Here is a 19,067-nt window from a genome sequence, read left to right on the forward strand (position 1 = left end):
ATCTGACCATCCGGGTACGCCTGACGGGTACCCCGAAGATCCATTGGCGCGTGCAATAGCGTGTGCCGGGTGACTACGCCGCTTGACCCAGCCGCCGTCATCGCGCAATTCATCGACCGGGTGTCGCCCTACAATCCGGCACCGGACGCTGACCCCGTCGCCGTTCTCGGTGTGCGCACGGCCTTCGGTGAGGATGTCTTCACCGTCAGTGACCATGTGATCCGGGCGATGTGCCGGGCCCTGGAGTCCTATCGGGACCCCGAGGACCGTGGCGATTGCGCCAACTGCGGAGGACTCCACCTGGACGAGAACCTGCACTGCCGGGACTGCGGACAACTGCACGGCATCCTCGGCCAGGTGATCGCCGAACACGCCCGGCGGGTCGCCGCCGACTCCGGCTCGCCCGACGACCCACGCTGATGACCCAGGTTGTGCCGTGGGGCCGGGTGGTACACGATTTGCGGGTCACCTATGCGTCGAGTGGGGAATCGGTATGACGGAGCGGTCGCTCGCGTCCCGCAGGTACGCGGCGGACCAGCTGGAACGGCTACGGATTCTGCTCGTCGAGGACGACGAGGGCGATGCCTTCCTGGTCCGTGAGCTGCTCGCCGAAGCCGAGGCCCCGTTCGAACTGACCGTCGCCAGCAGCCTGCGCGAGGCCCGCGAGCGGCTGACCGGAGTCGAGTGCGTCCTCCTCGACCTGGGCCTGCCCGACGCCGAGGGCATCGACGGCCTGCGCAAGCTGCTCGCCGTCGCCGGAGGCGCCGCGGTCTGCGTGCTCACCGGCCGCTCCGACGAGCACCTCGGGGTGCAGGCGGTCGCCGAGGGCGCCCAGGACTACCTGGTCAAAGGCCAGGTCGACGGTGTGCTGCTGATCCGGTCGCTGCGCTACGCGGTGGAGCGGAAACGCGCCGACGAGAACGCCCGGCGACTGCGCGAGGCCGAACTGCGCGAAGCCGAGTCGGCCCGCCTGGAACGCGGTCTGCTGCCCAAGCCACTCAAACGGGACGACTTCGGCATCGGGGTCGAGCCGTTCTACCGGTCCGGACGGGCCATGGGCCTGCTCGGTGGCGACTTCTACGACGTGGTGCAGGTCGGCGACGACCGGCTGCACGTGATCGTCGGCGACGTCTGCGGGCACGGTGTGGACGAGGCGGCGCTCGGCGTCGAACTGCGGGTCGCCTGGCGGGCCCTGGTGCTCGCCGGAGTGCCGGACGAGCAGGTGCTGCCCTCACTCGAACAGGTGCTCATGTCCGAACGCCGGGCCCGGGAGGTCTTCGCCACGGTCGCGTCGGCGGTCATCGACCTTCCCAGGAACAGAGCAACGGTACGGGTGGCCGGCCACCCGCCGCCCGTCGTGCTCTCCGGAGGGCGGGCCGCGCCGGTCGCCGTGCGTACCGGGATCGTGCTCGGGGTACGTCCCACTCCCACCCCCGCGACGGAGTTGGAGTTCGACGGCCATGACTGGTCCCTGCTGATGTACACCGACGGCCTGATCGAGGGGCGTACCGGAGGTAGCGACGAGCGGCTCGACGTCGACGGCCTGTGCCAGCTGCTGGCCGAGCCGGAGGCGCGTGCCAAACCGCTGCCCGAGCTGCCCGAATGGCTGGTGGCCCGGGCCGACCGGGACAACGGCGGCCCGCTCACCGACGACGTCGCGATGTTGCTCATCTCCCGGGGCGCCGGTAGATGAGGAGCAGAATGCGCGCCTGGACCCTGCGGATCCGGATCGTGGCACTCTGCGGCGCCGCCGGGCTGCTGCTCGGCGGGCTCGGCGTGGTCGCCGCGATCACGGCGGCCGCCAACAACCAGCAGGTCGACGACATCCTCGACCGGGTCAGCCCGATGCGGGCCGCCGGCGAGACCCTGAACACCGCGCTCGTCGACCAGGAGACCGGCGTCCGGGGCTACGCCATCACCGGGCAGGAACACAACCTCAAGCCGTACCGGGACGGGCTGGCGCAGGAGAACCTCCAGATCAGCCGGATCGAGAGCTACCTGAACCCGGAGGACAGCGACATCCGCGCCGCTCTCGAAGTGGTCCGGGACCGCGCCGTCACCTGGCGGGCCGAAGTGGCCGAACCGCTGATCCAGACCGTCAGCGGCGAGGGCACCGAGGTGGCCCAGCAGCGGATCGAGGCGTCCGGCACCCGCGAGTTCGACGAGGTCCGCGCGGCCGTCCAGGTGATGCAGGACCACATCCAGGAACTGCGGGCCCGCTCGGCGGACGCCGCCCGCGCCTCCAGCCAGGCGCTGGTGGCCATCGAGATCGCCGCCGCGGTGATCATCCTGTTCACCGGCGCCTTCCTGCTGCTTCTGCTGGACCGCCTGGTCAGCCGGCCGATCCTGGACCTCGCCGGGCAGGTGCGGCAGGTCGCGGCCGGTGACTACGACCGGCACATCGAAAGCCGCTACAGCTCACCCGACCTGACCGGCCTCGCCGACGACGTCGACCGGATGCGGCAACAGATCGCCAGCGAGCTGAGCGAGGTCCGGGAAGCGCGCCAGCAGGTCGAATGGATCAACCAGCAGTTGCAGTCGCAGGCCGAGGAACTGACCCGGTCCAACCGCGACCTGGAGCAGTTCGCGTACGTGGCCTCGCACGACCTACAGGAGCCGCTGCGCAAGGTGGCCAGCTTCTGCCAGCTCCTCCAGCGGCGGTACGCGGGACAGATGGACGAGCGCGCCGACCAGTACATCGCCTTCGCGGTCGACGGGGCGCAGCGCATGCAGCAGCTCATCAACGACCTGCTCGCCTTCTCCCGGATCGGCCGGTTCACCACCGGATTCACCGACGTCGACCTGAACAAGGTGCTCGCCGAGGTGAAGTCGCAACTGGAGCCGCGGGCCGGCGAGGGTGCGGAGATCAGCTGGAGCGGACTGCCCATGGTGGAGGGTGAAGAGGCGCTGCTCACCACCCTCTTCGTCAACCTGATCGGCAACTCGCTCAAGTTCCGCCGGCCCGATGTGCCGCCGGTCGTGCGGATCACCGCTTCTCTTGAGGACCGGGAGTGGCATGTCAACGTGCGGGACAACGGCATCGGTATCGAGGCCGAGTTCGCCGACAAGGTGTTCGTGATCTTCCAACGGCTGCACGCCCGGGACGCGTACGAGGGCACCGGCATCGGATTGGCGATCGTCAAGAAGATCGTCGAATACCATGGCGGGCGGGTCTGGCTGGACATCGACGTCGCCGAGGGTGCGTCGATCAACTTCACGCTCCCGGCAGTGCCAGACGCCGAGGCGCTCGAGAGCGCGGAAGACGTGGGGACCACATGAGCTCAATGCCGCGCTCGTGGCATCGCCCGGGCTTGTGGCATCGGCGGAGCTAAGCGGAGGTGGCGACATGAGCACGGAAAGAGAACCGGGCACACCGATCGAGGTGTTGCTCGTCGAGGACGACCCCGGTGACGTGCTGATGACACAGGAGGCGTTCGAGGAGCACAAGGTCCGCAACCGGCTGACCGTGGTCTCCGACGGCGCCGAGGCGCTCGCCTACCTGCGGCAGGAGGGCCCGTTCGCCGACGCGGTGCGGCCCGACCTCATCCTGCTCGACCTCAATCTGCCGAAGCGGGACGGCCGTGAGGTGCTCGCCGAGATCAAGAAGGACGACGACCTGGGCCGCATCCCCGTCGTCGTGCTCACCACCTCCTCGGCGGACGAGGACATCCTGCGCAGCTACCAACTCCACGCGAACGCGTACGTCACCAAGCCGGTCGACTTCGAGCGGTTCATCGCGGTGATCCGGCAGATCGACGAGTTCTTCGTCAGCGTCGTGAAGTTGCCGCCGCGTGCCTGATCAGGTTCTCGATCAGGTTGCTGAGCTGGTTCGTGAGGTCGCGCACACCATCGTCCTGCCGCGTTTCCGGCGCCTGGCCGACGACGAGGTGCATCAGAAGGCGCCCGGTGACCTGGTCACCATCGCCGACCAGGAGTCCGAGCGGGCACTGACCCGCGGGCTCACCGCGCTGCTGCCCGGCTCGGTGGTGGTCGGCGAGGAGGCCGTGGCGGCCGACCCCAAGGTCCGGGACCGGCTCGGCGGCAGTGGCGCCGTGTGGATCGTCGATCCGGTCGACGGCACCAACAACTTCGCCGCCGGGAAGACGCCGTTCTGCGTGATGGTCGCCCTGCTGCGGGGCGGGGAGACCTGCGCGGCGTGGATCCTCGACGTGATCGGTGACCACCTGACGGTGGCCGAGGCGGGTTCCGGCGCCTACCGGGACGGCGTACGCGTGAAGACCCGCGCCGACGACCCCGGCCCGGCCGGGCTGCAGGGCGTGATCTCCCACAAGTACCTGCCGGACCAACTGCGGGAACGGGTCCGTGCCAACGCCGTGGCCCTCGGCGGTCACACCGCCGGCCGGCACTGCGCCGGGTACGAGTACCCGGCCGTCGCCACCGACGAACAGCAGTTCGCGATGTTCTGGCGGATCCTCCCGTGGGATCACGTGCCCGGCACCCTGATCGTCCGCGAGGCCGGCGGCGTGGCCCGCCACCTGGACGGCGCCGACTACCGCCCCACCGACCGCCGTCGCGGCCTGCTGGTAGCCGCCAACGAGGACATCTGGCAAACCGTCCACGGCACCCTCTTCCCGGACGGCCCCCCACCGGCCGACCCCACCTGACGGCTTTCGCCTGGTGCCAGTTGGCCAGGCGGGCGCCAGCGGCCGCCTGGCCGCGCGACCGGGCCACGTTCGGCCGCCGGGCCGCTTGCGGGTCGCTCGTTCGCCGGCGCGGCGACCTCTTTCGGGTGAGGGGACGGTCACAGTCGGCGGGGGCCCGTGGGCGGGTCAGTGGATCTAGGGTGCGGGCATGTCCTCGTACCTCGATGAGCTTTTCGGGCTGAGCGGGCGGACCGCGGTGGTGACCGGCGGCAGCTCCGGGATCGGGCGCGCGATGGCGCTCGCCCTGGGCCGTGCCGGCGCGCGGATCGTGCTGGTGGCCCGGCGCGAAGCGCCGATGGCCGAGGTGGTCGCCGAGTTGCGCGGCTACGGCGCCGACGCGCACGCGATCTCCGCGGACCTCGCCGACCGGGCTGCCGTCAAGGCCGTTACCAGCAAGATCATCGACGGGTACGGCGAGCCCGACATCCTGGTCAATTCGGCCGGGATCAACCTGCGGCCGCCGCTCGGCGAGCTCACCGACGACGTCTGGGACGTCACTCTCGCCGCCAACCTGACCGCGCCGTTCCTCCTGGGTCAGGCGTTCGGCCCGGCGATGGCCCGGCGCGGCTGGGGCCGGATCGTCAACGTCGTCTCGCAACAGGCCTTCCGGGCGTACGGCAACAGCGGCGCCTACGGAGCGGCGAAAGCGGGGCTCGTCGGCCTCACCCGCTCGCAGGCCGAGGCGTGGTCGCAACACGGCGTCTGCTGCAACGCGATCGCCCCCGGAGTGGTCCACACGCCACTGACCGACGTCGTTTTCGCCGATCCCACGAAAGTGGCGGCACACGCCCGCCGTACGATGATCGGTCGCAACGGAGTTCCGGAAGATTTCGCCGGGTGTGTCGTATTCCTGGCGAGTGAGGCCGGTCAGGCGGTAACCGGTCAGACACTTTTTGTCGACGGTGGATACTCGGCTACCTGATCGATCTCCCTTTCGCCTGCTCCGACACGGTAAAGTACCGGCGCTTACGACTTGGAGGTTCCTGTGGCGGTCAGTCTCCCGCGCCGGTGCACCGCCCTGCTCGCGATCCTCGCCGCCGCGTTCGCGGTGGTCATCGCGCTGCCAGCGACCCCGGCGTCGGCCGACCCCGAGGGCGGCACCAAGAAGCTGCGGGCCACGCTCGAGGCCGCGGCCAAGGGCTACGACCAGGCGAAGACGAAGCTGGCCGGCTCCAAGAAGCGGCAGAAGCAGCTGACCGAGGCGCTCAAGCAGTCCGAGGAGAACGCGAAGTCCCTCACCGGCCAGGTCAACGCGGTCGCCAACCGGGCCTACCAGATGGGCCGGATCAACACGGTCACCCTTCTGCTCAACAGCTCCGATTCGGGCAGCTTCATCGAGCGGGTCCAGAGCCTCGACATGCTCGCCCAGATGGACGGCTCCACCCTGGCCGGTTTCCGGACCGAGATCGAGAACTCGACGCGCGCCAAGACCGCCCTCGAAGCCGAGATCAAGGAGCAGCAGCGCCAGGTCAACGTGATGGCCAAGAGGAAGCGGGACGCCGAGGTCGCGCTGGCCGAGGTCGGCGGTGGCGCGGCCGGCGGTTTCGTCGACCCGAACTCCGCGGCCGCCGAGCCGGCACCGCGCAACTCCGACGGCTCCTGGCCGAAGGAGTCGTGCACGGTCGACGACCCGACCTCCGGTGGCTGCATCACGCCGCGGACGCTGCACGCCTACCAGCAGGCACAGGCGGCCGGGTTCAAGCGCTACACGGCGTGCTTCAGCGAGCGGTCGTCGGGTGAGCACCCCAAGGGGCGGGCCTGCGACCATTCGGCAGCCTCGGGCGGCTTCGAGAACGTGGCGGCCACCGGTGGCGACAAGTCGTACGGCGACCGGCTCGCGGCGTTCTACGTGAAGAACGCGGACGAACTCGGCGTCATGTACGTGATCTGGTACCGCCAGATCTGGATGCCGAGCACCGGCTGGCGTGCCTACAGCGCGAGTGGTGGCCCCGCGGCGGTACACACCAACCACGTACACCTCTCCATGCTCTGAGACCCCGGTAGCATCGCGGCGGTGGAGAAGCAGCCGCGAGCCCTGCCCTCGGCCCTGGCCACCGCCCTCGCTTTCGGCGCGAGCGGAGCCGTTCTGGTCCTGGAGATCGTCGCCCTCCGCCTGGTCGGGCCGTACGTCGGCGTGACCCTCCAGGTCAGCAGCTCGGTGATCGGCGTCTCGCTGGCCGCCATCGCCTACGGCGCCTGGGTGGGCGGCCGCCTCGCCGACAGGTTCGACCCGCGGACCCTGCTCGCCCCGGCGCTGATCCTCGGCGCGATCGGGACGGCGCTCACCCTGCCGCTGGTCCGCTGGGGTGGCGAGCTGCTGCGCGGCGGCGCCGCCCCGGCCGTGCTGATGCTCGCCGTACTGGCCGTCTTCCCGCCCGCCCTGGTGCTCTCCGCGATCGCCCCCATGGTGGTGAAGCTGCAACTCGGCGATCTGCGGCGGGCCGGTTCGGTGGTGGGACGGCTGTCCAGCATCGGCACCCTCGGCGCGATCACCGCGACGTTGGTGACCGGTTTCGTCTTCGTCGCGGCCATGCCGAGCAGCGTGATCATCCTCAGTCTGGCGGTGCTGCTCGCGGTCAGCGGTGTGGCGCTCGGCTGGTGGCTGCGCCGCGACCTGCCCGGCAATTCCCGGATCCGGGCATCGCTCGCCGCGGTGGGGCTCGCCGGAGCCGGGCTCGGCGCGGTCTCGCCCACGCCCTGTGATGTGGAGACGGCCTACCACTGCGCGAGCGTGGTTCAGGATCCGGCGCGCGAGGGAGGCCGGACCCTGATCCTCAATTCGGCCCGCCACTCGTACGTCGACCTGACCGACCCCACCCACCTCGAGTTCGACTACGTGCAGTGGATCGGCGCCGTCACCGACGTGCTCGAACCGCCCGGCGCCCCGATCGACGCCCTGCACCTGGGCGGTGGCGGGTTCACCGTCCCGAACTATCTCCGCGCCACCCGGCCGGGCAGCGAGCAGCTCGTCCTGGAGCTCGACGGCGGGCTGGTCGGTCTGGACGAGCGGGAACTCGGCCTGACCACCGGCTCTGATCTGCGGGTCCGGGTCGGTGACGCGCGTGTCGGGCTCGCCGAGCGGCCGGACGCCGCCTACGACCTGGTCGTCGGGGACGCCTTCGGGCACCTGGTGGTGCCGTGGCACCTGGCCACCCGGGAGATGGCCGACGACATCGCCCGGGTCCTGCGCCCCGGCGGCGTCTACGCCCAGAACGTGATCGACTACCCGCCGAACCGCTTCATCCGCGCCGAGGTGGCCACCGTGGCGGCTGCCTTCCCACACGTCGCACTGATCGCCCCACCGGACGCCATCGCCGGCAGGCGCGGCGACAACTTCGTCATCCTGGCCTCCCACGACCCGCTGCCGATCGACGCGCTCCGGGCTCCGCTCGCCCGGCTCGACACGCCACCCGCCCTGCTGACCGGCGCCGAGCTGGCCGGCTTCGTCGGCGGCGCCCGTGTCCTCACCGACGACTACGCTCCGGTCGACCAGCTCCTCGCCGGCTGACCCGCCCACCTCCCGGAACCTGCCGGTGAGGGTTTCCGAGTGGGTTTCGGTGTGCGGCACCGGACCGCCGGTAACTCGGGCGAGAATCGGCGCATGGGGCGTACGGAGCGAAACGGTCACGACGGATCGCCCCGTCTCGCGGGCCGGTACCGCCTGATCGAGAAGCTCGGTACCGGCGGAATGTCGGTGGTCTGGCGTGGCTACGACGAGATCCTCGGCCGCGACGTCGCCGTGAAGGTTCTCGAACCCGGGCTGGCCGAGGATCGCACCTTCCGTGACCGACTGCGCCAGGAGGCCCTGGCCGCGGCCCGGCTCTGTCACCCACACATCACCGGTATCCACGACTTCGGCGAAGCCCCGATCTCGGACCGGCTGACCGTCCCCTACGTCGTCATGGAGCTCAACGACGGCGAGTCCTTCGGCTCCCGGCTCGGCCGGCAGGGTGCGCTGGACTGGCGGGAGGCCGTCATGATCGTCACCGAGGTGGCCTCCGCGCTGGCCACCGCCCACGCCCGCGGTGTCGTGCACCGCGACGTCACCCCGGCGAACGTGATGCTCACCGGAGCCGGCGCGAAGATCGTCGACTTCGGGATCTCCGCGGTGGTGGGTCAGCGGGACGCTGCCCCGGACGGCAGCCTGCTCGGAACTCCGGCCTACCTCGCCCCGGAACGCCTCGGTGGCTCCTCGGTCTCGCCGGCCACCGACGTCTACGCCCTCGGTCTGCTGCTCTATCGAGGGCTCACCGGCCGGATGCCGTGGCCCGCCGAGAACACCACCGAGGCCCTGCGCGCCCACCTCTACGCCGATCCCGAGCCGATCCCGGACCTTCCCGGGATGCCGCCCGTCATCGCCGAACTGTGCCTGCGTTGTCTGGCCAAGAGCCCCGCCGATCGCCCCGCCGCCGCCGAGGTGGCCCGGGGCCTGGCCGCGACCGTCGGCCTGCGCCCGATCATTCCGCCGCTGCGCCCCGGCGAGCGGCCCGCGGCCCGGGCGGTGGCGGCCGTGCCGACGGCCCGCGACCGATCCGGGATACGCCGTGGGGTCCGCGCCTGCCTCGGTTCGCCCGCCACCTTGCGGCTCCGGGCCGGCCTGCGCCTGCGGGCCGCCCTTCGGCTCGACGCGGTACGCCCTCTTGGCGGCGGTCTCTTCGTCGGCGGCCGCCGGAACCGTGCCCTGATGCCCCCGCACCGGCTGCGGGACCGCCGCTCGGCGATCGCCGCCCTGGCCACCGTGGTCCTGCTCGCCTCCGGATTGCTCAACTGGTCCGCGCGACGGGAGGTGGCGGAGCCCGACCGGACGAGCACCGCCGCCACCGGCACCGGCGCCCCCGCAGTCGACCGGCCGAGCCGGGTCCGCTGCACCGTCCGCTACCAGGTCCGGCGTGACTCCGGCAGCTACTTCGAGGCGAGACTGAGCGTGATCACGACCGAGACGTCCGGCTGGCGGGTCGAGTTCTCCTACCCCGGCGGCCAGCGGCTCGCCGCCACACCGCGGGCGGTGACCCAGAACGGCCGGCGCGTGGTGCTGACCGGTCGCGGCCGGAGCCGGGCGGTCACCCTGCACGGCGGTTACCGGCAGCGGAACCCGCTGCCGCTCTCCTTCGCGCTGAACGGGCAACCGTGCCGTGCCGAGGTCACCGGCCTGACCGGGCCGGCCCCACCCGGGAGCGAATCGGTCAACACGACGATCGAGGAGAGCGCGCCCGAGCCGAAGACCAACCAGCAGCGCAAACGCGCCCCGGCCCGGCGCGGCGGAGCGCCTCGACCGGCGGCCAAGCGCGCCAGCGGCTTCTCCCTGGCGCTGTGACGGTTCGCCGCTCGGTTGACGCTCCGTCGATAGGGTCGAGGTCATGACAAGACTCGCAGTGGTCACCGGTGGCGGAACCGGGATCGGCAAGGCGACGGCCGGGATGCTCGCCGGTGAGGGATTCGACGTGATCATCGTCGGGCGCCGGGCCGAGGTGCTCGCCGACGCGGTGAAGTGGATCGGACCGCAGGCCACCGCCGTGACCGCGGACGTCTCGGACCCGGCCCAGGTGCCCGCGGTGGTCGAGGCGGTGGCCGGGCGGACAGTGGACGTGCTGGTGAACAACGCGGGAGCGTACATCTCCGGTGACGAGGACACTCTCGACGGCGTGGCGGCCCGCTGGCGCGCCAACCTCGACTCGAACGTGCTCTCCGCGGTCCTCACGACCACCGCACTCCTTCCGCGTCTCCGCCGACCGGGCGGCAAGATCATCCTCACCAGTTCGATCGCCGCCCAGCGGGGCGGCGGCGGGCCCTACTCTGCGGCCAAGGCCGCACTGCACGGGTACGGGCTGGATCTGGCCACCTCCCTCGGTGCCGAAGGCATCACGGCGAACGTCATCTCGCCGGGCTACATCACCGACAGTGAGTTCTTCGACGGCCGGATGACCCCGGAAGGACATCAGAAGCGCGTCGACGCCTCCCTGGTGAAGCGGGCCGGTGTCCCGGACGACATCGCCGAGGCGGTGCGCTGGCTGGTCGGCCCGGGCGGTGGGTTCGTCACCGGCCAGATCATCAACGTCAACGGAGGCACCGTCCTGGGGCGTTAGCGACCACGGCGGGCCGCTCACGCCGTACCACCGGTGAAGCGGCCCTCGCCGGGACGATTGGCCCGGAACCGCAGCGCCGACCAGCGCTCGTCGATCGCCACCTGCCCGCACGGGCGCATGTCGAAGTCGGCGACGACGGGCCAGAGCGAGTCCCGATTGATGTCGGCCTCGTTGCCCTTCGGATAGGCGATCCAGAACGCGGCCGGCTTGTCCAGGTCGGTGCGGTACCGGTCCAGCTGTTCCCGGACGGCCCCGGCATTGTCCGCGAACAGCACGGCCGTGCTCGCCGTCGCCAGCGTGCCGGTCTCCCGCACACCCTCCGGCATGGGGGTGAGCAGCGGAAGCCGGGCCGGCTCGTTGAGCCAGACGGTCGAATGCGGCTTGATCAGCAGCTTCTCGGCGATCGTTGTGGCCATGTCATCGAGACTTTCATCCGTACGGCGATCGGTCGCCGTCTTCTCCGAACCACCCCACGCGCGTGACCAGGGGTAGGAATCCGTCGCCCGCGGCCGGACGGTTCAACGCCGAGCCGGCCGCGGCTCGTCAGCCGTTCGGCAGGCCGGGCCGGCCGCAGCCGGCCCGGCCTGGTGGTGGCCGGGGCCCCGCCTCTGCCGGGCGGACCCCGCACCGCGCCGGGACGGCTCGCTGCGCCCTTCCACATGACATCCGCATGGCGACCCCCGATCGATCCGCTTGAACGACCAGGAGCATGGCCCAGATCGGCGAGGCGCCGCTTGAATCGTGCCCTCGGCCTGTGGATAACTCCGTACTGTGGATAACTCGGGAAGGGCCACGGCGGGCTGATAGACATGCCGGGTGACTGAGACGACGCGGATGGCGGCCGGCGAGGCCGAGCGGGCAGTCGTGCGAGAGCGCGCTGAGGAGGTGCTCCGCCGGCTCGCCGGGGAGAGTGCGGTGCTGCGGGAGGACCAGTGGCGGGCGATCGAGACGCTCACCGTGGACCGACGGCGGGTCCTGTGCGTGCAGCGCACCGGGTGGGGCAAATCGGCGGTCTACTTCGTGGCCACCGCCCTGCTCCGGTCAGGAGGCAGCCCAGCCGGGCCGACGGTCATCGTCTCCCCGCTGCTCGCCCTGATGCGCAACCAGGTCGACTCGGCCGCCCGCGCCGGGATCCGGGCGCGCACCATCAACTCGGCGAACCTCGACGAGTGGAGCCTGATCGAGCACGAGATCCGTGCCGGTGAGGTGGATGTGCTGCTGATCAGCCCGGAGCGGCTCAACAACCCGGACTTCCGCGACAACGTCCTGCCCGGCCTGGCGCGCAGCACCGGTCTCCTGGTGGTCGACGAGGCACACTGCGTCTCCGACTGGGGCCACGACTTCCGCCCCGACTACCGGCGGCTCCGCACCTTCCTGGCCGGCCTGCCGACGCGGACGCCGGTGCTGGCCACCACGGCCACCGCCAACGCGCGAGTCACCGCCGACGTCGCCGACCAGCTCGGTGACGCGCTGGTGCTGCGCGGCCCGCTCGAGCGAGACTCGCTGCGGCTCGCCGTGCTGCGCCTGGAGAATCCGGCTCACCGTCTGGCCTGGCTCGCCGATCACCTGGAGCGGCTGCCGGGCTCCGGCATCGTCTACACGCTGACGGTCGCGGCGGCCACCGAGACCGCCGACTTCCTGCGGTCCCGCGGCTTCGAGGTGGCGTCCTACACCGGCCAGGTGGAGGACTCCGAGCGCCGGGCAGCCGAGCAGGACCTGCTGACCAACAAGATCAAGGCGCTGGTCGCGACCTCGGCCCTCGGGATGGGCTTCGACAAACCCGACCTCGGGTTCGTCGTCCACCTCGGCGCGCCACCGTCGCCGATCGCCTACTACCAGCAGGTCGGCCGGGCCGGCCGCGCGGTCGAGCACGCCGAGGTGGTGCTGCTGCCCGGCCAGGAGGACTCGGCGATCTGGCGCTATTTCGCCTCCCTGGCATTCCCGCCGGAGGACCAGGTGCGAGCGGTCCTGGCCCGCCTCTCGCCGAATCAGCCGATGTCCACACAGGCGCTGGAGCCGCTGGTCGACCTCCGCCGGACCAGACTGGAGCTCATGCTCAAGGTCCTCGACGTGGACGGCGTGGTGCGCCGCACGCGCGGGGGCTGGCTCGCCACCGGAGAGCCGTGGACCTACGACGAGGCCAGGCTCCGAAGGGTCGCCGAGGCACGCGAGGCCGAGCAGAAGACCATGATCGAGTACGCGGTGACGCCCACCTGCCGCATGGAGTTCCTCCGCCGCTGTCTGGACGATCTCGGGGCGGCGGCATGCGGCCGGTGCGACAACTGTGCCGGGCCGTTGTTCGACGCCGAGGTGTCCGCGCCATCGCTCGCCGCGGCCGAGGCCTTTCTGGGACGTCCCGGCACCGAGATCGCGCCGAAGAAGATGTGGCCCACCGGGCTGGCCGCCGTCGGCGTCAACCTCAAGGGCCGGATCGGTCCCGCTGAGCAGATCGAGCCGGGCCGTGCCGTGGGCCGCCTGTCGGACCTCGGCTGGGGCGGCCGGTTGCGGGCCGCGGTCTCACCCGAGTCGCCGGACGCGCCGATCACCTCGGATCTGGCCGGTGCCGTCGTCGAGGTTCTCAAAGCCTGGGCCAGGGGAGATGACGCCTGGCAGCAGCGCCCAGCAGCTGTCGTCTCCGTTTATTCACAGCGTCATCCACAACTTATCCACAGCCTCGCCGAGCACATCGCCACCGTCGGCCGCCTGCCGATGCTCGGCATGCTGGAGTCGACGACATCCCCAGATGCCAGCGGTCACCGCGGCAACAGCGCCCAACGGGTCCGCGCGCTGCACGACGCTTTCACCGTCCCACCAGAGATCGCCACGGACCTGGCCGCCCTGTCCGGGCCCGTCCTGCTGGTCGACGACCTGGTCGATTCCGGCTGGACGATGGCTCTCGCCGGCCGCGCCCTCCGCAAGGCGGGCGCCCCGGGCGTCCTGCCCTTGGCCCTGGCCGTAGCCGGTTGACCGGGTCACACCTCACAGACCCGGCCATAGCGGGTGTGTAGGCCCGTCGGCCCGGTTGGCGGCCAGGGTGTGCTGTCCAGGGACCTTCAGGCCGCGTGTTGGTACTGCCGCGGGTCGTTCTGCTCCGGCAAGCAGGCGGTCCGCGGCCCCAGCGGGCGAGCGCCTCAGTGGGTGAGCGCCTCAGTGGGTGAGCGCCCCAGCGGGTGAGCGCCTCAGTGGGCACAAGCGGGACCGCGATGCAGCCAGTGGCGCGTGCTCTCGTCCAGCTGAGGCGGTGAGCGGCGGTCTCGGTTGACGGGCGGTCCACGATCCGGCTGGTCGGGCGACCTGCGATCCAGATTGGTGAGGTGGCCCGCGAAACCGGGTGGGCGGGCCGTCAAACTCTGCCGAGGATCGGGTTTCCGGTGTGGCGGCGGTCGATCTCCATGAAACGGTGCGCGCCTTCGAGTTCGGCGAAGCCGGAGCGGCGGTAGACCTCCTGAGCGTCCCTGGTGGCCAGAAGGAAACGTTGGACACCTCGCTCGGACAGGTCGGCCAGAATCGAGTCGATCAGCCATTTGCCCAGGCCGCGGCCCCGGTGGGCGCTGTCGATGAAGACGTCGCAGATCCAGGCGAAGGTGGCGCCGTCGGTGACGGCCCGGGCGAAGCCCACCTGTTCGGTGCCGGCGAAGATCGAATACGGCAGGGAGCCGTCGATGGAGCGGGCCACCAGATCGTAGGAGCGGCCGGCCGCCCAGTAGGACTCCTCGGCGAGCCAACGGTGCACCCGGGTGAAGTCGACCCGTTTCGGGTCGGCGGTCAGTACATATCCACCCTGAATCAGATCCTTCATCGACTCCTCCTTCGTAACGCTTCCGCAAGGGGCCGGTCGCATGGTGTCACAGCGGCCGATGAGCCGATCCGCCGAGCCGGGTGCCGGGCACCGGGGAAGACCGGTCGGAAGGGAGGACCAGCCGGTCGACCGCGGTGGCCAGACGGGCCAGCCAGGGTCCGGGGCTGCCACCGTCGGGTGGCGGGGCGTCGAGCACCCACTTCGGGATTTCGGAGGGGGCCAGCAGGCGGGCCGCGCCCTCGGCGCTGAGCACCAGGCGGCGCAGGCGGCGGGACAGGCGCATCCCGTCCAGCTCGGCCAGGAGCACGGCGTCGTAGACGTCCTTCATCGCGGAGACGCCCTCGGTGGCCTGGTCGACGGTCAGCCAGTGCATCTTCCAGGCGAGGGAGAGCTCGCGACTCGCCGTCCACGCCATGGTCGGAGGCAGCCCGTCGGCACGCCGGATGGGTGTGCGGACCACGGCATCCGCCATCACCTCGTCGTAGGCCAGGTCGATCCGGGCGCTCCCGATTTCGCCGCCCGGCGCCGTCCACGGGATCACCATGCGGGCGCGGCTGCCGGCGACCAGGCGAATGTTCGAATACTCCGACCACGAGACGGTGTAGTCCCAGGTCGCCTCGTGCGCGATCCGGCTCGCGTCGAGGACCACTCCGCCGGACGCCCGGGGGTGTGCGGCCAGCAGCTTTTCGAGCCGGTCGTGGACCGGGTCGGGGGCCTCGTCCGGTTGGGCCCCGGACACCCAGCTCGCATGATCCGGAGAAGACACGGACCGTGGGCCGTCGGAGTCGAACTCCTGGAACGTCCAGGCCAGATGACGGGCGGCCTCCGGCCAGTGGTGGGGGACGTCGGCACGGTCCAGCACCGGGTACGGATCCAGGTAGTCCACGGGCACCGCGTCGGGCGGCCACACCACCCAGTCGATGTCGCCCGGTGGCCGGGCCGCGTCGCCCACCCACGACGCCATGGTCATGCTGCCGCGCAGCACCAGGCACTCCGCCCACGGCTGCTCGGCGACCACCCCGAGGATGTGGTCGAGAGCGGCCCGGTGCGCGGTCATGCCGGGGTGCCCGATGGGTCGTCGAACCAGCCGCTGTCGAGGCCCGGATTGTCGTCTACCAGCACATACTCCTCCTCGACCTCGGCCACCTCCAGGCCCGCGCCACCGACGGCGGCGAGCAGCCCGGCCAGTGCGGTGGCCGCCTCCGCCCGGCCCGCCCGGTAGCAGCGCTGAGTGACGAACCTCTCCTGCACGCCGTCGGGCCGTGTCCGCCGGGCATTGCGCGACAGGTGTGCGCCGTGCCGGACGGCCAGCTCACGAACCGGATCCAGCGGGGCACCGGCGGGCAGCAGCACCTTGACGTGATGCTCGAAGTAGAGGTCGGGCCGTGCGTCGGCCGCGTTGACGGGCGCCTCTCCGCCGGAGGCGGCGGCCTCGACCTTGAGCCGGGTGACCGGGAAGCCGGCCGCCCCCAGGGTGGCCGCGACCCGGCGGGCGTCGGCCTCCGCCGAGACCGGTGTGCCGTCGGAGAGCCAGCTCAGCATCGGCTGGCTGGCGTGGTCGCCCCGATCGAGCAGGATGCGGGTGCACCGCACGCCCCGGGCCGTCGCCCAGGATCGAAGCTGCTCGTCGTCGGCCTCGGCCGCGACCGTCAGATGGATCTCGTATCGGCTCACGCGCGCACGCTAACCGCGGGGTATGACATCTCCGGGTCGCGGAACCGGCGGACGGTAGGCTCACGGGGGAGCCGGCGGGGTTTCGGCGACGGGCGGAAGGGGTCCCATCATGGCGGTCACCAGCACCTACACGGTGAAAGGCATGACCTGCTCGCACTGCGTGCAGTCGGTGACCCAGGAGCTGTCCGCCCTGCCGGGTGTCACCGGCGTGCAGGTCGATCTCGCCTCCGGCGGCGTCACGGTCGCCAGCGAGATTCCGCTCGCCGAGCAGGCGGTGCGGGAGGCGGTCGACGAGGCCGGCTACGAGCTCGCGGATGCCTGACGAGACGCAGGCCACCCCGGTCGGGCGCAGGCCGGCCGAGCAGCGTCACCCATCAGAATCAATGACCATAAAAGCCGAAAAATCGGAAACCGAGGGTACGCGAGAGCCGCACCCCAACCTCACTACCCCCGTCGACGAGGGCCGGCCCGGCGCGGGCGGTGTCGGTGAGGGCCGGGATGGGCGGGCGCCCGCGGCCGGTGAGGGCCGGCCCGGGCAGACGCCCACCGGCCCGGGCAGTGTCGACGAGGGCCGGGATGGGCGGGCGCCCGCGGCCGCACCGGCCGACGAGGGCCGGGATGGGCGGGTGGACACCGGCGACGTCTCGGGAGACGACACCGGCGCGCCGCGCCTTGGGCTCGTGGGTGGGGGAGGCGGGGCTTCCGCGACGCCCGGGTTTCGGTTCGCGGCCGTCGGGGCTCTGCTGATCGTGGTGCTCTTCGCGGGCTACGGGCTGGGCCGGCTCAACGGCGGCACCGCCGGCACGACCGCGACCCCGGCCGGCACGCAACCCACCCCGACGGCGTCCGCCTTCGACGAGAGTCAACCGCACACCCACGGCACCACCGCACCGATCGGTTCGACCGGGCAGGGCGCCGCCGTCGGCGGCCTCTCGCTCAGCGGCAACGGCCTCACCCTGACCCCGCTGGTCACCACTTTCCAGGGCGGCCGTCCGCAGCGGCTGGACTTCACGATCAACGGCCCGGGCGGCGCGCCGGTCACCACCTACGACGTCGTGCACGACAAGCCGCTGCATCTCATCGTGATCCGCCGTGATCTGACCGGCTTCCAGCATCTACACCCGGTGATGGCGGCCGACGGCACGTGGAGTGTCGACCTCACGCTCGCCGAACCCGGCGTCTACCGCATGATCGCCGACTTCACCGCGGTGGTCGGCGGTGAGCGGCTGGCCTCCACGCTGGGCAGCGACCTGACGGTCGCCGGGAGCTACACGCCGGTCACCCTGCCCGATCCGGTGCGGGCCACGACCGCCGACGGCCACCAGGTGGGGTACGAGGGCACGCCCGTCACCGAGTCCACCCAGCCGCTGCTGATGACCGTCACCGACGCGGCCGGACGGCCGGTGACGGTCGAGCCGTACCTGGGCGCCTTCGGTCACCTGGTGGTGCTGCGCCAGGGCGACCTCGGCTACGTGCACGTGCACCCGGAGACGCGACTGGTCGACGGCAAGGTCAAGTTCTGGCTGGCCGCCCCGAGCCCCGGCACCTACCGGATGTTCTTCGACTTCCAGGTCGCCGGGAAGGTCTCCACAGCGGCCTGGACCGTGGTCGTCAGCTGAAATCCAAAGGGCTGAGCATCCGGGAGAGCGCCGGCGTCACGCCCCACTGGCCGGTCAGCGAGTCGTACTCGGCACGCTGTTCGTCGGTGGGCGCCGCGCCGGTCCGCCGGGCCCGCAACATGAGGTTGCGCGGGGTGTGCGCCGAGTCGATGAACTCGACCACGTCCACCCGATAGCCGCGCAACCGCAGCAGGGCGGCCCGCAGCGAGTCGGTCAGCACGTCGGCGAACCTCTCCCGCAGGATCGCGTGGCGGGTCATCTCCCCGTACGGCGAAGGGGTTGGATTGCCTTTGAGCTGCGCCGCGATGTCGTGGTGGCAGCACGGGGCGGCCAGCACCCACCGGGCCTCCCAGCCGACCGCCCGGGCCAGCGCCTGGTCGGTGGCCGTGTCGCAGGCGTGCAGGGCGAGCACCAGGTCCGGCTGGAACGGCAGCTCGGCCTCCTCGATCGTCCCGGCCACGAACGCCACCTCGGCGGAGCAGCCGAGTTCGGCGGCGACGGCGCTGTTGCGTACCCGCTGATCCTCTCGGACATCGACCCCCACGACCTGGACGTGCGCGCCCCGGCCGGACAGATATCGATAGGCCGCGAAGGTGAGGTAGGCGTTGCCGCAGCCGAGGTCGACGACGCGCAGCGGGCTCGGCAGCTCGTCGGGCAGGGTCGCGGCGAGCGCGCGCAGGAAGGCGTCGATCTGGCGGCGCTTCGCCGCGGTGCCGCCGACCACCGAGAACAGCGGGTCGCCCGGATCGAGCAGCCACTGCTTGGCCCGGTCGTGGCCCTCGGCGGCGCGCGGCGCGGCGACGGTTCCGGCCCGGTGCACCTGCGCGTCGCCCTTCTTGGTGATCCGCACCTGCACGGTGGCCGAATCGGTCTCCACGTGCCAGTTGCCGAACGGCTCGGCCAGCAGCTCGTCGACCGCCGCGGCGGCCTCCGGGCCGGGCGCGACGTTCCGCGTGTACGGCCGAGCACCGTCATCGGTGACGATCTGTAGTTTCCGCCCGTGCTTGAGAGTTACCGGCCGTACCTGGGCCCTGGTCACCGACGGTACGTGCCCGCGGCGCCGGCCGGCCGCGACGGCCCGGGTGAGGCCCGGTGCGAGCAGGAGCTCCCGCACCTCGGCGAGGACTGTTTCGAGCGGTTCTGGCATGGAATCCATTCTGCCCGGCGCCCGGGATGTCTCCGCGGGGCTGTGGATCTCGCGCGACGCGGTTAGGTTGATCGATGTAGA

The 19,067-nt window shown here is 71.4% G+C and carries 18 protein-coding genes; 13 read left to right on the top strand and 5 right to left on the bottom strand.

Going from position 1 to position 19,067, the window contains the following annotated elements; all coding sequences use genetic code 11:
• Positions 1-69: 69 nt before the first annotated feature.
• From BJ964_RS12770 to BJ964_RS12815, 10 genes are all read left to right on the top strand, one after another.
• A complete protein-coding gene (locus tag BJ964_RS12770) occupies positions 70-420 on the top strand; it encodes a hypothetical protein (protein WP_188120876.1) in 351 nt (116 codons plus the stop codon).
• A gap of 73 nt (positions 421-493) precedes the next feature.
• Positions 494-1,693: a PP2C family protein-serine/threonine phosphatase gene (locus BJ964_RS12775; protein WP_188120877.1), complete on the top strand. Its 1,200-nt coding sequence runs from the start codon at positions 494-496 to the stop codon at positions 1,691-1,693.
• 8 nt (positions 1,694-1,701) lie between these two features.
• On the top strand, positions 1,702-3,279 hold the full coding sequence (locus BJ964_RS12780) for a sensor histidine kinase (protein WP_229806622.1): 1,578 nt from the start codon (positions 1,702-1,704) through the stop codon (positions 3,277-3,279).
• 67 nt (positions 3,280-3,346) lie between these two features.
• Positions 3,347-3,799, top strand: coding sequence for a response regulator (locus tag BJ964_RS12785; protein WP_183226943.1), 453 nt, complete (start codon positions 3,347-3,349; stop codon positions 3,797-3,799).
• Positions 3,792-4,625 carry an inositol monophosphatase family protein gene (locus BJ964_RS12790; RefSeq protein WP_188120879.1) on the top strand — a complete coding sequence of 278 codons (834 nt, stop codon included), beginning with the start codon at positions 3,792-3,794 and terminating at the stop codon, positions 4,623-4,625. The genes BJ964_RS12785 and BJ964_RS12790 overlap by 8 nt, the downstream gene beginning before the upstream one ends.
• A 187-nt stretch (positions 4,626-4,812) precedes the next feature.
• The gene (locus BJ964_RS12795; protein WP_188120880.1) at positions 4,813-5,586 is read left to right on the top strand and encodes an SDR family NAD(P)-dependent oxidoreductase; all 774 of its coding nucleotides are present in this window, start codon (positions 4,813-4,815) and stop codon (positions 5,584-5,586) included.
• 63 nt (positions 5,587-5,649) lie between these two features.
• The gene (locus BJ964_RS12800) at positions 5,650-6,657 is read left to right on the top strand and encodes a coiled-coil domain-containing protein (RefSeq protein ID WP_229806623.1); all 1,008 of its coding nucleotides are present in this window, start codon (positions 5,650-5,652) and stop codon (positions 6,655-6,657) included.
• Between the two features lie 21 nt (positions 6,658-6,678).
• The gene (locus tag BJ964_RS12805; protein WP_188120881.1) at positions 6,679-8,172 is read left to right on the top strand and encodes a fused MFS/spermidine synthase; all 1,494 of its coding nucleotides are present in this window, start codon (positions 6,679-6,681) and stop codon (positions 8,170-8,172) included.
• Positions 8,173-8,265: 93 nt separating this feature from the next.
• Entirely contained in the window at positions 8,266-9,978 is a 1,713-nt protein-coding gene (locus tag BJ964_RS12810; protein WP_188120882.1) for a serine/threonine-protein kinase, read from the top strand.
• Between the two features lie 43 nt (positions 9,979-10,021).
• Positions 10,022-10,747 (top strand): SDR family NAD(P)-dependent oxidoreductase, encoded by a 726-nt coding sequence (locus BJ964_RS12815; protein WP_188120883.1) that lies wholly within the window; start codon positions 10,022-10,024, stop codon positions 10,745-10,747.
• A gap of 17 nt (positions 10,748-10,764) precedes the next feature.
• Here the strand turns inward: BJ964_RS12815 and BJ964_RS12820 are convergent, their stop codons facing one another.
• On the bottom strand, positions 10,765-11,163 hold the full coding sequence (locus BJ964_RS12820) for a hypothetical protein (RefSeq protein WP_188120884.1): 399 nt from the start codon (positions 11,161-11,163) through the stop codon (positions 10,765-10,767).
• 418 nt (positions 11,164-11,581) lie between these two features.
• On the opposite strand from BJ964_RS12820, the gene BJ964_RS12825 reads away from it, so the two are divergent.
• On the top strand, positions 11,582-13,714 hold the full coding sequence (locus BJ964_RS12825; protein ID WP_188126922.1) for a RecQ family ATP-dependent DNA helicase: 2,133 nt from the start codon (positions 11,582-11,584) through the stop codon (positions 13,712-13,714).
• A gap of 376 nt (positions 13,715-14,090) precedes the next feature.
• Here BJ964_RS12825 and BJ964_RS12830 read toward each other — a convergent pair whose 3' ends face one another.
• The 3 genes from BJ964_RS12830 to BJ964_RS12840 are packed head-to-tail and all read right to left on the bottom strand — an operon-like array spanning position 14,091 to position 16,220.
• Positions 14,091-14,546, bottom strand: coding sequence for a GNAT family N-acetyltransferase (locus BJ964_RS12830; protein ID WP_188120885.1), 456 nt, complete (start codon positions 14,544-14,546; stop codon positions 14,091-14,093).
• 46 nt (positions 14,547-14,592) lie between these two features.
• Entirely contained in the window at positions 14,593-15,603 is a 1,011-nt protein-coding gene (locus tag BJ964_RS12835) for a nucleotidyl transferase AbiEii/AbiGii toxin family protein (protein WP_188120886.1), read from the bottom strand.
• Positions 15,600-16,220, bottom strand: coding sequence for a hypothetical protein (locus tag BJ964_RS12840; RefSeq protein WP_188120887.1), 621 nt, complete (start codon positions 16,218-16,220; stop codon positions 15,600-15,602). The genes BJ964_RS12835 and BJ964_RS12840 overlap by 4 nt, the downstream gene beginning before the upstream one ends.
• Positions 16,221-16,329: 109 nt before the next feature.
• Between BJ964_RS12840 and BJ964_RS12845 the strand changes: the two genes are divergently transcribed.
• Complete coding sequence (locus BJ964_RS12845) at positions 16,330-16,542, top strand: heavy-metal-associated domain-containing protein (protein ID WP_188120888.1); 213 nt, start codon at positions 16,330-16,332, stop codon at positions 16,540-16,542.
• Entirely contained in the window at positions 16,535-17,839 is a 1,305-nt protein-coding gene (locus BJ964_RS12850; RefSeq protein ID WP_229806624.1) for a hypothetical protein, read from the top strand. The genes BJ964_RS12845 and BJ964_RS12850 overlap by 8 nt, the downstream gene beginning before the upstream one ends.
• Here the strand turns inward: BJ964_RS12850 and BJ964_RS12855 are convergent.
• Positions 17,832-18,986, bottom strand: coding sequence for a class I SAM-dependent methyltransferase (locus tag BJ964_RS12855; protein ID WP_188120889.1), 1,155 nt, complete (start codon positions 18,984-18,986; stop codon positions 17,832-17,834). The two genes, BJ964_RS12850 and BJ964_RS12855, sit on opposite strands and share 8 nt — an antisense overlap.
• Positions 18,987-19,067: the final 81 nt, after the last annotated feature.

The sequence above is a fragment of the Actinoplanes lobatus genome, from assembly GCF_014205215.1.
GTDB lineage: Bacteria > Actinomycetota > Actinomycetes > Mycobacteriales > Micromonosporaceae > Actinoplanes > Actinoplanes lobatus.

Bases quoted from the DNA above. Each gene is read 5' to 3' on its own strand.
- BJ964_RS12775 (WP_188120877.1), top strand. From the start codon at position 494: ATGACGGAGCGGTCGCTCGCGTCCCGCAGGTACGCGGCGGACCAGCTG.
- BJ964_RS12780 (WP_229806622.1), top strand. From the start codon at position 1,702: ATGCGCGCCTGGACCCTGCGGATCCGGATCGTGGCACTCTGCGGCGCC.
- BJ964_RS12785 (WP_183226943.1), top strand. From the start codon at position 3,347: ATGAGCACGGAAAGAGAACCGGGCACACCGATCGAGGTGTTGCTCGTC.
- BJ964_RS12795 (WP_188120880.1), top strand. From the start codon at position 4,813: ATGTCCTCGTACCTCGATGAGCTTTTCGGGCTGAGCGGGCGGACCGCG.
- BJ964_RS12810 (WP_188120882.1), top strand. From the start codon at position 8,266: ATGGGGCGTACGGAGCGAAACGGTCACGACGGATCGCCCCGTCTCGCG.
- BJ964_RS12815 (WP_188120883.1), top strand. From the start codon at position 10,022: ATGACAAGACTCGCAGTGGTCACCGGTGGCGGAACCGGGATCGGCAAG.
- BJ964_RS12820 (WP_188120884.1), bottom strand. From the start codon at position 11,163: ATGGCCACAACGATCGCCGAGAAGCTGCTGATCAAGCCGCATTCGACC.
- BJ964_RS12825 (WP_188126922.1), top strand. From the start codon at position 11,582: ATGGCGGCCGGCGAGGCCGAGCGGGCAGTCGTGCGAGAGCGCGCTGAG.
- BJ964_RS12830 (WP_188120885.1), bottom strand. From the start codon at position 14,546: ATGAAGGATCTGATTCAGGGTGGATATGTACTGACCGCCGACCCGAAA.
- BJ964_RS12835 (WP_188120886.1), bottom strand. From the start codon at position 15,603: ATGACCGCGCACCGGGCCGCTCTCGACCACATCCTCGGGGTGGTCGCC.
- BJ964_RS12845 (WP_188120888.1), top strand. From the start codon at position 16,330: ATGGCGGTCACCAGCACCTACACGGTGAAAGGCATGACCTGCTCGCAC.
- BJ964_RS12850 (WP_229806624.1), top strand. From the start codon at position 16,535: ATGCCTGACGAGACGCAGGCCACCCCGGTCGGGCGCAGGCCGGCCGAG.
- BJ964_RS12855 (WP_188120889.1), bottom strand. From the start codon at position 18,986: ATGCCAGAACCGCTCGAAACAGTCCTCGCCGAGGTGCGGGAGCTCCTG.